Below are 12,695 nucleotides of genomic sequence, written 5' to 3'. Positions count from 1 at the left end.
TCCCGGAACGCTCACTGGAAGCGGCCTGCCGCTTCCGGTAGCGTTTTCGCGTGTCCGATCATGGAACTGCGGGAGGAAACATGTCCGAAGGTGCGGCCGAGGGCAGGCGGAAGCTGATCGACCGCTGGTGGCCTCTGGGCCTGGTGACGGCGGCGATCGTGTTCTTCGTCTGGCTGGCCGACGAGGTGATGGAGGGGGAAACCGAGGCGCTGGATCGCGCCGTGCTCAAAAGCCTGCGCAACCCCGCCGACCCGGCCGATCCGCTGGGCCCCCACTGGCTGGAAACCGGCTTCGCCGACCTGACCGCGCTTGGCAGCACCACGGTGCTGGGGCTGATGACCCTGGTCGTGGTCGGCTATCTGCTGATCCGCCGCAGCCGTGCGGCCGCACTGACCGTGGCGCTGTCGGTGATCGGCGGCACGGTGTTGAGCTTCGGCCTGAAACTGGTCTTCGAGCGGCCGCGGCCGGATCTGGTCGCCCATCTGGTGGAGGTGCAGACGGCGAGCTTCCCCTCCGCCCATGCCATGCTGTCGGCCACCACCTACCTCACGCTCGGCGCCCTGCTCGCACGGTTCGAGGACCGGCGGCGGCTGAAGAGCTATGTGCTGGCGGTCGCGATCGGGCTCACCTTTCTGGTCGGGATCAGCCGGATCTATCTGGGCGTCCACTGGCCGACCGACGTCATCGCCGGCTGGTGCGCAGGCGCCGCCTGGGCGGTCGCCTGCGCACGGGCCGTTTCTCTTCAGCAGGGCAATGTCAAAGAATGAAGTCTGCGGCAGTAAGGGTATGGATCCCATTCAGGCGTATGACCATGTCAGACGCCTGATCTCCGTCGACGTCCACACCGATATAGGTATAGCCGTTCGAAACATTCGCCCGCAGTTCACCTGGTGTGCCACTGTAACCGGCACTGCCAATAAAGGTGAAGGTCTGATTGCCGGGCGATCCCACATAGGCGTCTATAGCGGAGACGTCAATCTTGTCGCCATCTGTTTGGCTGAAGTCGGTGATGGTATCCCAAGTACCGCTGGTCTTGCCGCTATCCGACAAGTTCAGGTACAGGAAGTTATCGGCACCGGTCCCGCCAGTGAGTTGATCCGCGCCTGCACCGCCCTGAAGGAGATCGGCACCACCACGTCCGTCGAGAACGTCATTACCGGCCTCACCGCGGAGGTGGTTCACCTCCTTGTTGCCGGAGAGCGTATCTCCATAGGCGCTGCCAATCAGACCTTCGATCTCAGTGAGGATGTCGTCTTTGGCCTCACCAGCGGTCCCCCTCTGACTGGCGAGATCCACCGCAACAGCTGCCGAGGCCTCGCTGTAGGTAGCGAAGTCAAAACCGTCGCCGCCGATAAGCTGGTCGGCCCCCCGACGGCCGTTGAGAATGTCGTCACCGTCACGACCCACAAGCGTGTTGCTGCCTGCGTCGCCATGCAGCGTGTCCGCATAGGAAGTGCCTGTCAGGCCCTCGATGCTGATGTAAACGTCACCTTCGGCTTCACCCGAGATGCCGCCGCTTGCAAGATCAGCCACGACACTCGCAGATGCGTCGCTGTACGTGGCGAAATCAAGACCACTCCCACCGTCGAAGGTGTCGGCACCGCCCCGACCGCGCAGAATGTCATTTCCACCGTTGCCGTAGAAGTAGTTGTCGTTGCCGTCACCCTGCAGCAGGTCGTCATAGCCGCTGCCGGCAAGTCCTTCGATCGAAACAAGCGTATCGCCCAGAGCTTCGCCGGCAAGACCTTTGCCTGAAGCAAGGTCGACCGTCACCGAAGCTGTCGCATCGGAATAGGACGCGAAGTCGAAGCCGTTACCACCGTCAAGCGTATCGGCACCGCCGCGTCCCCGCAGGGCATCGTCTCCATTGCCGCCCCGCAGAACGTTGGCCGCAGAGTCACCGTAAAGCTTGTCGCCATACGCGCTGCCCGTGAGGTTCTCAATGCTGATCAACGTGTCGCCGGCAGCATCGCCCTGCGTCCCGTTGCCCGCCCTCAAATCAGCAGTCACGCTGGATGAAGCACTCTGATAGGAAGCCGTGTCTGAGCCGCCCCTGCCATCCAGCGTGTCGGCACCACCACGGCCGACCAGTGTGTCGTTGCCTTCCAAACCAGTCAGAATGTTGTTTTCAGAGTTTCCAACGAGAACGTCATTATAGTCAGTGCCATACAGGTTCTCGATGGAGATCAGGTAACCCGTCGTGTCCCCCGGCGCTGACAGCGAGGCAGTTATGCCCTGCGTTCTCCCGAAATAGCTGGCGGTATCGTTGCCGTCCCCGCCATTGAGGGTGGCACTGCCAGTGGTCGACGTGTCTCTGAGAACATCATTACCCCCGCCGCCATAGAGTGTGGTGCCTGCGCCGTTGGCAGTGAGGTCATCCCCCCCAGCGGTACCAATCAGCACTTCGACGCCGACATAGCTATGCCCCGTGGCGGGGCCGGAGGTGCCCTTGCCGGTCGCCAGGCTTGCCTTCAGCGGGGTCGCAAAACCATGAAAACCGCTGTAATCGACAGTGTCAGTCCCATCGCCGCCAATATAGGTGTCCTTGCCCTCACTGGCGATCATGATGTCATTGCCGGCCCAGCCCACCAGCACATCGTCGCGGCTGCCGCTGGTCAGCAGATCGTCTGCAGCGCCGCCCTGGACGACCACGGAATTGTTGCCGCTGTAAGTGATGGACGAAGAATTCGATGCCGCCACCATCTGTCCGTCGAGACCCAGATAGATTTCGACGGCGTTGCCCACGACCGACTTCTGGAATTGAAGAGTGGTCGAGGTCAGAAGCTGAGTGATGGTGTGGATCGTATACTGATACCAACCGAGAAGAGAGCCCGGCTCGACATTCCCGCTGTTCAGTTCGGAGAAGATTGCATCGGTTGCATCTTGCAGGGTTTCGTCCTGCAACTCACCAAGCGCGGAACCCGAGGTCTGCACGGTATTACCGGCGACCGCCTGGACAGCCTGAACTGCGGTGACATTGGCAATGCTGTCCAATGCATCACGGATAACGGTGTTGGACTTCAAAGAAGTGAGAAAATCCCCCCAATTCTGCAGAGGATCCTCGATGTTTGAGGGGGTGATGTATGCTTCGACCGCAGTGAGGGCGACCTCATAAAATGCATCGGCGATGCTGTCGAGGAAGGCCGGATCTCCGCCGACAATCTCTCCAGAGCTGAGCGATACGGTCGTTTTCAGGCCGCTTTCTGCGCCCTGGTTGCTATAGACACTCCAGCCACTGGGGGGAGTCAACGTCGCGTAGGGGGTGTCAGCCATTGTTAACTCGTGTCTAATGAAAAATTACCATCGTCTGAGTTTATCGCATACCCAGGTGGATAGCACTCATAATATCAGTACAGCAGAACAAAACCACATGCTGAAGGGATCGCCGCAGGTGGCCGTCCGGCGTCCGGATGACCGGTCGGCCGCGCTGCAGGTCCCGGTAAACTGCTGTCAGGTCGTCGCAAACAGCTGCGCATCGTCGTTGAAGGCCTTGAACTCCAGCGCATTGCCGGAGGGGTCGAGGATGAACAGAGTGGCCTGTTCCCCCGGCTGACCCTCGAACCGGATGCGCGGGCGGATCACCCAGCGCGTGCCCTCATTGGCCTCCAGGCGCGCCGCCAGGGCCCGCCACTGATCCATGGTCAGCACCACGCCGAAATGCGGCACGGGCACGTCGTCGCCATCGACCGGATTGCGGGCGGCGATGGCGCGATCCAGATTCGGATCCAGATGGGCCACCACCTGATGACCATAAAGATCGAAATCGACCCAGTGCACGTCCTCACGGCCGGTGCCGCAGCCGAGCACACCGACATAGAAGCTGCGGGTCTCTTCCAGGTCGAGCACCGGGAAGGCGAGGTGGAAGGGGCGGATGGCGGTCATGGCGCGTGTTCCCATGTCTGTTTGGCGCGGAGTCTCTCTGCGCGGATGTGCAGTCGTCCTCGGCTGCCATCATCTCTCATGGCGCTGGCGGATCAAACGGTGCCGGTTATCATATGCTGATGCTTCTGGTGCATGAAAGGCACCCCCTTGGCCACCGATGCCGCCGCCCGCCTGCTCGCCGCCGAACTCGCCGTGATCGAGGCGGCCTGCCGGCATATGAACCTGACCGCCGCCGGCCGTGAACTCGGCCTGGGCCAGAGCGTGATGAGCCGGCGGATCGCGGCGGTCGAGGCGGCGCTGGGCGTGCCGATTTTCCTGCGCGACGGCCGCCGGCTGCGGCTCAGCCCCCAGGGTGCCGCCCTGCTGCCGGCGATCCGGGCGGCATCGGACCGGCTGGAAGCGGCGGTGGCAATGCTGGGTGCGGCCGGGCCGGACGAGGTGGCGGGCACGCTCAGGCTCGGCACCCTGCCGACCTTTGCCGCGGCATGGCTGGCGCCGCGGCTGGCGGGGTTCGCCGCCCGTCATCCGGCGGTTGCGATCGATCTGTCGACCATCGGGGCCGATTTCGCCGACGGCCGCAAGGATGCCGTCACCTGGGATGGAGAGGCGGTGGATGCGGTGATCAGCTGGGGGCGGGGCGGCTGGCGCGGCTTCGCCGCCCGGCGCCTGTTCGACGAACGGGTCATACCGGTCACCGCCCCCGGCCTTGCCCTGCCCGACGATCCGGCACGGCTGGGCCGCGAGGGGCCGCCGCTCATCCGCCACACCACCCGGGCCGATCTCTGGCCCGACTGGGCCGGGGCTGCGGGCCTGCCGCCGCAGGGCTTCCGGCCCTCGCCGCAGGGGGCCGGGGCCGATGGTGCGGCGGGCCGGCGGGCGGAGCCGCGCTTCGAGCACTTCTTCATGATCCTGGCGGCGGCGGTGGCGGGGCTGGGCATCGCCCTGGTGCCCGAAGCCTTCGCCCGCCCCGATCTGGTGGCCGGCCGGCTGAAGAGGGTGGCGCCGGTCTTGCCGGCCCTGCGTACTGGCGCGGCCTATTGGCTGATCACCACAGATGCCCTCAGCACCCATCCGCGTATTCGCGCCTTCAGGGAATGGATCACCGAAGAGGCCGCAGAGCGTGCAACCGAAACCTCCCAGAGTCTGGCGGAATAAATCCATCTATGGGATAGTCTGTTGCATTACGCGTCATGACCGGAGCCTCCCTGCCGATGACAGCCCGCCCGGATCCAGAGCTGACCTGTGACGTGATCATGAAAGGGGGGATCACCTCCGGCGTCGTTTACCCCAAGGCGATCCTCCAACTGGCGACGATGTACCGTTTTCGCAGTGTCGGCGGGACCTCGGCCGGCGCGATCGCGGCCTCGATCACGGCCGCGGCGGAATACGGCCGTGCATCCGGCGGCTTCGAGACCCTGGGCGCCATCCCTGACACATTGCAGACCCGGCTGCTGGATCTGTTCCAGCCCGATCCACGGGCGCGGGATCTGTTCGAGCTGATCCTGACTGCGGGGCTGCAGCGCCGCCCGATGGCCGCGCTGCCGCTGCTGATCCGTGCGGGTCTGCCCTGGAATCTGATCGCCCTGCTGCCGGGGCTGCTGCTGATCTGGTTCGCCCATGGCTGGGCCGGCTGGCTGGCGGGCGGCTTGCTCGCCCTGTTCCTGACGCTGATCGCCAGCGCCGGGATCGCGATCTGGCGGTTGTACCGCCTGTTGCCGACGCTGGATTACGGCCTCTGCCCCGGCTCGGCGCCGGATGGGGCGAAGCCCGGTTTTCCGCCGCTCTCGGACTGGCTGACCGACACGATCGACGCCGCGGCGCATGTGGAGGGGCAGGGCGGCCGGCCGCTGATCTTCTCGGATCTCTGGGCCGGCGGACCCGGCGGCATCGAGGGTACGCCGGCGCATCCCGCGATCAATCTGCGGACAGTGACCACCAGCCTGGGAGAGCGGCGGCCGCGCACGCTGCCCGATCTGGGCGACCGCAATTTTTACTTCGATCCGGCGGAGATGCGTCGCGCCTTCCCCGCCCGCGTGGTCGACCAGATGGTCGCCGCCGGCACCCGGCTGCTGGACGAGGCGAAGGCCCGCGACGGCGACAGGTTCATCTGGCCGGAATATGACGGCCGGCGGCTGATCGCCTTTCCCGCCCCCGGCGATCTGCCGGTGGTGGTGGCGGCCAGGATGAGCCTGAGCTTCCCCTTCCTGATCTCGGCCATCCCGCTCTACCGGATCGACTGGCCGACGAAACAGGCGGACGGCAAGGCGGTGATGCGCCGGCTGCTGTTCAGCGATGGCGGGATTTCGAGCAATTTCCCGATCCATTTCTTCGATGCCCTGCTGCCCACCCGCCCGACCTTCGGCATCAGCCTGGACCAGTATTCGGAAGACCGACCCAAGCGGCGGGTGCATCTGCCGATGCCGGCGATCCAGGGCCAGTGGATCGCGTTGCAGACCGTGGGCAGCCTGGGCGGTTTCGTGATGTCGCTGTTCAATGCCGCCAGCGAATGGCAGGACGAGCTGCGCACCGTGCTGCCCGGCTATCGCGAGCGGGTGGCCCATATCTATCTGAAGCCCGACGAGGGCGGGCTGAACCTGGCGATGCCGCCCGAAACCATCCGGACCCTGACGGATCTTGGGCAGCGCGCCGGCCTGCTGATGACCGGAACCGCGCCCGCGGACGGGCCCGACGCCGCGAATTTCGATTTCGACGACCATCGCTGGCGTCGGTTCCTCAGCCTCTATGCGGCCTTCGAGGCGGCACTTCAGGGTGCCGCACCGGTCTGGGGCGATGCGGAGGATCCCGATAGCTATGCCGCCTTCATCGCCCGCACCCTCGAGCATCCGGCCAGTTATTTCCAGTCAGATCCGGCCGACCGGCAGGAGGTTTTCCGGCGGATGGATCGGCTGATGCGCCTGGTGCGTGACGACTGGCCGACGCCCTTGCGCGACCATAAGGGGCTGGTTCCCAAGCCGGAGACGAAGCTCCGCATCACGCCGGAGTTCTGACGGGAGGCAGCGATCAGTCTTCCGCCAGCAGCCAGGCGATTTCGGCCCCAAGACGCAGGTCGTCGACATGACCGAAGGTCTTGCGCCGCACCCGGCCGGCACGGTCGAGCAGGATAAGGCTGGGCGTGCCCTGCAGGTTCCAGGCCGCCATCGTCAGCGGCAGCGGGCCGCGGGGCCCCGGCGCATCAATGCCCACCGGCACGGTGACGCGGTTTTCATGCAGGAAGGCGGTGAGCGCCTCGACCGTGTTGGCGGCATGGTGTTCGAACACCGTATGCAGGCCGATCACCGCTACCCGGTCTTCGGGAAAGGTCTGGCGGACACGCATCATCTGCGGCACGGCCTCGCGGGCGCAGCCGGTGCAGAACATCTGGAAGGCCAGAATCATCACGAGCCGGCCTTCCAGATCCGGCAACCGGATCGGCGCAGGCGTATTCAACCACAAAGAGATTTCCGGTTCGGAAGGATGCGCCGGCAGGCGGCCGGCAGGGGTATCGCGCTGCATGTCGGGGGTCCATCTGGAGGGGGAGGGGCGCTTGGGGCAGAGAGGCGCGTCAGGCGGCGAGATGTTCAGGACAGTCGACCCTGAGATGGCGGAGGCCCAGGGGGGCGCCCACCAGGGCACAGACATGGGGGCGGACTGTGTCGGGCCCGGCATTGCGGCGAAAATGCGCGCAGGTGACGCAGAGCCGTTGTGGTGCGATCACGCCCGCCTGTTGAAGCGCATGGATCATGGTGATCAGGTCGCCCAGCAGTTCCGGCGCGCGGTCTGACGGCAGGGTGGCTGCCGCGTCGACCAGGGCGGCGGGCGGACGGGTGATGACGGCGGCAAGCGTGGCACCGGCTGCAGTCAACGAGACTGCGACTGCCCGCCCGTCATCCGCCAGCGGTTGGCGAAGGATCAGGCCGCGTGCTTCCAGCGGGCGGAGCGCATCGCTTACCGTCGGCTGGCGGAGGCCGGCCAGATGGGCAAGTGCGCCGACCCTCGACGGCCCGCGTCGTGCCAGCAATGTCAGCAGCTGCGCCTGAAGCGGCGCCAGCCCCGCAGCGGCATCGCGATCCCGCGCAACCGCACGGCAGGCCGCCGCCAGACGCTCCAGGGCGTCGGCAATCTGCTCGGAAGGGGCGGCGGTCAGGTCATCGAAATCTGTCATGGCAAATTAATAGGATGCCTATGAAATTCCGTCAAGGACTCGCCCCACCGGTGAGGCGCTGAAGTGCCTCTCGCGCGATCAGGCTTCGGTGACGAAGCGTCCGTCCTCCAGGCGCAGCACCTGATCGGCGACTTCCAGGATGGCCGGTCGATGAGTGATCACGACCACCGTCGTCCGCCCTTTCAGTCGCGCCAGAGTGGCGCAGAGACGCTGCTCGGTTTCGGCATCGAGCGCGCTTGACGGTTCGTCGAGCAGCAGCAGCCGCGGCTGGCGGATCAGGGCACGGGCGATGGTCACCCGCTGGCGCTCGCCGCCTGAAAGCCGGCTGCCGCGATCGCCGAGCGGCGTATCCAGCCCGTCCGGCAGCCCGGCGACCACCGGTGCCAGCCCGGCTGCGTCTATCGCCATCATCAGCGCCGCATCGTCGGTCGCATGGCGCTCGGGATCGGCGGACCAGAGCAGATTCTGGCGCAGGCTGGCATCGGTCAGGAAGGTCTCCTGCGGCACCCAGCCGGCACGTGGCCGCCAGGCCGCGGCAAGGGCTTCGTCCAGCGGCCGGCCGTCGAAGGTGACGGTGCCGTCATCCGGTGGCAGAAGGCCGAGCAGCAGGTCGATCAGCGTGGTCTTTCCGGCACCCGACGGACCGATGATCGCGGTGACGCTGCCGGCCCGGAAGCTCGCATCGACGCCGTCGAGCACCGTCTGGCTGCCGCTCGTCTCGGGCGCCGAGGGATCGCCGGGATGGCTGAGCCTCACGCCCTCCAGCCGGATTTCGGGGGGGTGATCGGCGGCGGGCAGGGCGGGACGGACGACCGCCGGTCCCGCCTGGCGCGCCAGGCGGGCGGCGGCGGCGTTCACCGCCACCAGCGCCGGCAGCATATGCGCGACCCTCTGGGCCGATTGCTGGAATTCTTGCGCCATGGGGAGCAGGCGGCCGCAGATCACCGCAAGCAGGATCAGCTCGGGGCCGGGCACCTTCAGGATCAGCGCGCCTACCACCACCAGGCCCGACAGGGCGATGACGCCCACCACCTGCATCATCAGCCGGGCATTGGCGCTGGCCCGGATGAAGGACAGCATGCCGAGCCCGGTCTCGCGCAGGGCGGTCGCTGAGACCGCGGCGTGCCGTGCTTCCACGCCCTGGCCCTTGGCGGGCTTCAGCCCGTCGAGGAAGTCGCGGACCTCGCGGGAGGCGGCTGCGTGCAGGCCGGTCTGCCGCGTGCCTTGCGCGAAGCTCGATCTGGAGCGGCGGCGGACGGCAACCCCGCTCAGGCCGCCGATCGCCAGTGCCGCCAGGGTAAGGGTCGGGCTGATCAGCGCGGCGACGGTGATCTGCGCCACGGCCATCACGCCGAGGGCCGGAAGCCTGAGGAGCATGACCGTGCCGGTCACGATCCGGTCGACCTCGGTGGTCAGCAGGCCAAGCAGATGACCCCGGGGTTCCGAGGCGAGAACCCGCCAGGGTGCACGGGCGGCAGCGCCGAACAGGTCAGCCCGCAATTGGGCTGCCAGATCCACCGTCAGATGAAAGCTGTGAACTTCGCGACCATAGAGCAGCAGGCCGCGGATCACGGTCAGGATGACGAAGATCAGCAGCACGGCGATCAGCCCCGCGGCCGGGTCCAGCGCCCCGATCAGCTGGTCCAGCGGTCCGATGCCGGTGCCGGCACTTTCGCCCAGCTCCGCTGGTGCATCGCCGCCCGGCAACTGGATCATGCGCAGCAGCGGCAGCAGCATGGCGAGACCCAGGCTTTCGGACACCGCCGCACCCAGCTGAAGGCCGGCGAGCTTCGCGACGCGCCGGCGCCCGCCGGCCCGCACCATGCGGCGGATGAGATCGCGGAACGCCGCGCCTGAGGTCATGGTCATGCCCGGGCCTGCCGTCCCAGGCGGTGGGCGATATGGTGGCGGGCCGATCGCCAGCCGCGAACCGCCGGGTAGAGCCAGAGCCAGCGATCGCCGAGGCCGGCGCTTTCGAGGCCGCCGGGGAAGTTGAGATCCATGATGATCTGGGCCGCCAGAAATCCCGGTTCGCGCCGCAGCCGATAGCTGTGCAGAACCATACGGAGCGCGAAGCGCCGGTCCACGGCGAGGCCCACCGCCGAGGCATCGTGATGGTGCAGCGCCTCCAGCGCGAAGCCGTCGAGCGCTTCGCGCCGGGGGGCACGGGCGACACGGTCCGCCTCTTCGGCCGTCAGCGGTATGGCGAAGAGACGATGGGCGAGCGACAGCGCATGGTCGAAGACCGGGCCGACACCCTGTTCCCGGGCAAGCGCTGCCGCGGCCCTGCGGTCTTCGGGCGACGTGGCGCAAAAAACCGCGGCGAAGTCAGCCACCCATTTCAGCCGGAACCAGGCGTGGTAGGCGCCGTGCACCGCCAGATAGACGAGCTGTTGCAGGTTGCCGATCACGGGAACGTCGACGCCGTTCACCGTTTCGACGTGGCGACCCTGCCACAGCCTGTCGAAATCGAAGGGCAGCAGCTTGCGGTTGTCGAAGATCCGCCAATGGCACTCGATCATCGGGCCACCTTCCGTGGCCAGAAAGGCGGCGTCCTTGCGCCATTTGCGGTAATGCGCCACCCAGGCCGGTCGCCAGTCCTGCGGTGGAAGGTGCCGGGCATAGCCGAAGCTCGCGATGACGGCCTCGGCATCATCGATGCGCGCCGGATCGACGAGGATGTCGAGATCGTTGGACAGCCTGAGTTCGGGGCGCGTCATGAAGCGATGCCCGAGCATGGCCCCTTTCAGTGCCATCGCCCGGATGCCGTGATGTTGCAGTGCGGTCAACACGCGCAACATCAGATCCATCTGTTTGCGCTGGGCCTGGACGGCCAGCATGGTCGCGCGGATCAGGCTGGTCTTGAGGTCAACAGGCATCGCACCGCCCGACACCTTCAGCAGGGTGGGCGAGGCCAGCCCCTGGACACGATGGCGTGTAATCAGGCGCGCCGTCTCGGTCCAGTTGCCAAGCGGGCCGTCGGGTCCCAGGTCCATCGGCTGCGCCGCTGCCGCCACCGGGCCGCCGACGCCCTGCGCGACCGCCACGGCCAGGGCCGCCAATCCGGGATCGATCCCGCTTTCCGTCATCCACCTGTCCCCGTCGACCGGCCGCCATGGCCTGTTGCGGCGCAACTTTCGCCGAAGCGGGCGGCAGGGGCAAGGGGGGAGGTGGAGATCCGGGCGGTTACCGTTATGGCAATGGCGGTCACTCGCGCGCCGCCGGTTTCACGCCGCCGCGCCGCCCAAGGCCGAAACCGACGCGGTAGAGGTCGGGCATGTTGACGCGGCCGTCACGCATGCGTTGAAGGAGGCCGAGCTTTTCCAGGTCCTCCCGAACACCTTCGGGGCCCTGGTCCAGATGCTCCGGTGGAAGACGATCATCCGGTGTGCCGAGCTGGTCAAGTACCTTCGCGGTGCTCCAGGCCATTGCGACGTTGTCGAAGCTGCAGGGCACGCTCATCCCACGCAAAGGCTGCATCAGATGCCGGATCCAGGGATAGTCCTCCGCCATTTCATCCACGCGGATTCCGGAGGCGGCGCGCACCCCCTCCTTGATCGCATCATAGTGTAGTGCAGTGGTATGTTCAGGATGATTTTCGCTGGTGTTGACAGCTGCGTGACGCAAAGCGGCAAGGAAGGATCGCGGCGACGCGCGCCCCTGGCTGTCTGACAGATGACTGACAATCCAGGTATAGGGAATGCCGCGTCGCCGGTCGCGGCCCATATACTGGCCGGCGAGGTGCGCGAATGCCGCCTTTTGAGGAGCCTCCTCACGCCTGAGACGTGGCGGGACTTCACGCACGTCCGCATCCGCGTCCACCGGGCACCCCAGCTTCGCCAGCAGATCCACGATCGGCCCGGAGATGTTGGCCGGGGTGTTCAGGAGGTACTGCCAGAGAAGGCCGTTGAGATCCAGGCTACCCCAGGTGAGTTCCACCCGTGTGGCCAGAAGTTTGGACGCGTCGGTGAAGTCCTTGATGGAACGTCCCTCGAACTGGTCCTGTCTGAGAAAAACCTTTGCATGGAGATGCTGATAAGACTGAAGATCAAGGGCAAACCGGAGAAGATCACGCACGATCGTATCAGTTGTCCGCCAGTCGTTGCTCGTGCGATCAAGTGCATCGAATATCAGAAGCCCGTGGCGTGCCTGCTGGCGAAGACGGTTGTTTGCCTGTTCAAGCAGGCGAGCATACATCTCGGGATCGGAGGCGACCTCGCTGACCGACTGGTTCCATGGTTGGGATTGCGATGGAATCTCAAGAAGGTGGCGGATCCAGCGGACACAGATGGTACGCCAGACATCATAGGCCTTGAAGCCGCTCTCCGGCGCAATCAGCCGGGCGAAGGTCTGGCGATCCGGGGCGTCGTCTATGCTGACGCCAATGCCGAAGCCAGTGCCGATGGTGACGTTGTCGATTGATTTGATCGTGCCGGCGAGGCGTGATTTCACCCTGTTGTCACGCAGAGCCTCCCACCAGAAGGTCTTGCCGACACCGCGGGCGCCGATCACCAGGCTGCAATCCAGGGCGAGTGCCCGCGCATGAGCATTCGGTACGTAGACTTGTGCTGCCGCCGGCGCGGTTCCGTCCTGCGCCTGGACCTCCGGCAACCCATCGATCAATGCGCGCCGAAGCATTGCAGGTGTCATG

The 12,695-nt window shown here is 66.0% G+C and carries 10 protein-coding genes; 3 read left to right on the top strand and 7 right to left on the bottom strand.

Annotated features, from left to right (window positions below):
- The first annotated feature begins 80 nt into the window (after positions 1-80).
- Positions 81-767, top strand: coding sequence for a phosphatase PAP2 family protein (locus TMO_RS23200; protein WP_014753250.1), 687 nt, complete (start codon positions 81-83; stop codon positions 765-767).
- Here the strand turns inward: TMO_RS23200 and TMO_RS23195 are convergent.
- Both TMO_RS23195 and TMO_RS23190 read right to left on the bottom strand, forming a co-directional pair.
- On the bottom strand, positions 757-3,273 hold the full coding sequence (locus TMO_RS23195) for a calcium binding hemolysin protein (protein WP_014753249.1): 2,517 nt from the start codon (positions 3,271-3,273) through the stop codon (positions 757-759). The two genes, TMO_RS23200 and TMO_RS23195, sit on opposite strands and share 11 nt — an antisense overlap.
- A 177-nt stretch (positions 3,274-3,450) precedes the next feature.
- Positions 3,451-3,882, bottom strand: coding sequence for a VOC family protein (locus tag TMO_RS23190; protein WP_145978388.1), 432 nt, complete (start codon positions 3,880-3,882; stop codon positions 3,451-3,453).
- Between the two features lie 132 nt (positions 3,883-4,014).
- On the opposite strand from TMO_RS23190, the gene TMO_RS23185 reads away from it, so the two are divergent.
- Positions 4,015-5,037: a LysR substrate-binding domain-containing protein gene (locus TMO_RS23185; protein ID WP_041607370.1), complete on the top strand. Its 1,023-nt coding sequence runs from the start codon at positions 4,015-4,017 to the stop codon at positions 5,035-5,037.
- Between the two features lie 56 nt (positions 5,038-5,093).
- On the top strand, positions 5,094-6,890 hold the full coding sequence (locus TMO_RS23180; RefSeq protein WP_014753246.1) for a patatin-like phospholipase family protein: 1,797 nt from the start codon (positions 5,094-5,096) through the stop codon (positions 6,888-6,890).
- Between the two features lie 13 nt (positions 6,891-6,903).
- On the opposite strand, the gene TMO_RS23175 is transcribed toward TMO_RS23180, so the two are convergent.
- The 5 genes from TMO_RS23175 to TMO_RS23155 all read right to left on the bottom strand — a co-directional run bounded on the left by TMO_RS23175 (position 6,904) and on the right by TMO_RS23155 (position 12,694).
- Positions 6,904-7,395: a peroxiredoxin family protein gene (locus tag TMO_RS23175; protein ID WP_014753245.1), complete on the bottom strand. Its 492-nt coding sequence runs from the start codon at positions 7,393-7,395 to the stop codon at positions 6,904-6,906.
- 49 nt (positions 7,396-7,444) lie between these two features.
- Entirely contained in the window at positions 7,445-8,044 is a 600-nt protein-coding gene (locus tag TMO_RS23170) for a MarR family winged helix-turn-helix transcriptional regulator (RefSeq protein ID WP_014753244.1), read from the bottom strand.
- A 78-nt stretch (positions 8,045-8,122) separates the two neighbouring features.
- A complete protein-coding gene (locus TMO_RS23165; protein WP_014753243.1) occupies positions 8,123-9,913 on the bottom strand; it encodes an ATP-binding cassette domain-containing protein in 1,791 nt (596 codons plus the stop codon).
- Positions 9,910-11,133, bottom strand: coding sequence for a nucleotidyltransferase family protein (locus TMO_RS23160; RefSeq protein ID WP_014753242.1), 1,224 nt, complete (start codon positions 11,131-11,133; stop codon positions 9,910-9,912). The genes TMO_RS23165 and TMO_RS23160 overlap by 4 nt, the downstream gene beginning before the upstream one ends.
- Before the next feature lie 118 nt (positions 11,134-11,251).
- The gene (locus tag TMO_RS23155; protein ID WP_014753241.1) at positions 11,252-12,694 is read right to left on the bottom strand and encodes a hypothetical protein; all 1,443 of its coding nucleotides are present in this window, start codon (positions 12,692-12,694) and stop codon (positions 11,252-11,254) included.
- Position 12,695 lies beyond the last annotated feature (1 nt).

The organism is Tistrella mobilis KA081020-065 (genome assembly GCF_000264455.2).
Taxonomy (GTDB): Bacteria; Pseudomonadota; Alphaproteobacteria; order Tistrellales; family Tistrellaceae; genus Tistrella; species Tistrella mobilis.
Note: the sequence above shows the minus strand (reverse complement) of the source record. Positions and strands in the feature narration are given on the sequence as shown.

Excerpts from the sequence above, each read along its gene's own strand:
- TMO_RS23200 (WP_014753250.1), top strand. The coding sequence starts at position 81 with ATGTCCGAAGGTGCGGCCGAGGGCAGGCGGAAGCTGATCGACCGCTGG.
- TMO_RS23195 (WP_014753249.1), bottom strand. The coding sequence starts at position 3,273 with ATGGCTGACACCCCCTACGCGACGTTGACTCCCCCCAGTGGCTGGAGT.
- TMO_RS23190 (WP_145978388.1), bottom strand. The coding sequence starts at position 3,882 with ATGACCGCCATCCGCCCCTTCCACCTCGCCTTCCCGGTGCTCGACCTG.
- TMO_RS23185 (WP_041607370.1), top strand. The coding sequence starts at position 4,015 with ATGAAAGGCACCCCCTTGGCCACCGATGCCGCCGCCCGCCTGCTCGCC.
- TMO_RS23180 (WP_014753246.1), top strand. The coding sequence starts at position 5,094 with ATGACAGCCCGCCCGGATCCAGAGCTGACCTGTGACGTGATCATGAAA.
- TMO_RS23175 (WP_014753245.1), bottom strand. The coding sequence starts at position 7,395 with ATGCAGCGCGATACCCCTGCCGGCCGCCTGCCGGCGCATCCTTCCGAA.
- TMO_RS23170 (WP_014753244.1), bottom strand. The coding sequence starts at position 8,044 with ATGACAGATTTCGATGACCTGACCGCCGCCCCTTCCGAGCAGATTGCC.
- TMO_RS23165 (WP_014753243.1), bottom strand. The coding sequence starts at position 9,913 with ATGACCATGACCTCAGGCGCGGCGTTCCGCGATCTCATCCGCCGCATG.
- TMO_RS23160 (WP_014753242.1), bottom strand. The coding sequence starts at position 11,133 with ATGACGGAAAGCGGGATCGATCCCGGATTGGCGGCCCTGGCCGTGGCG.
- TMO_RS23155 (WP_014753241.1), bottom strand. The coding sequence starts at position 12,694 with ATGACACCTGCAATGCTTCGGCGCGCATTGATCGATGGGTTGCCGGAG.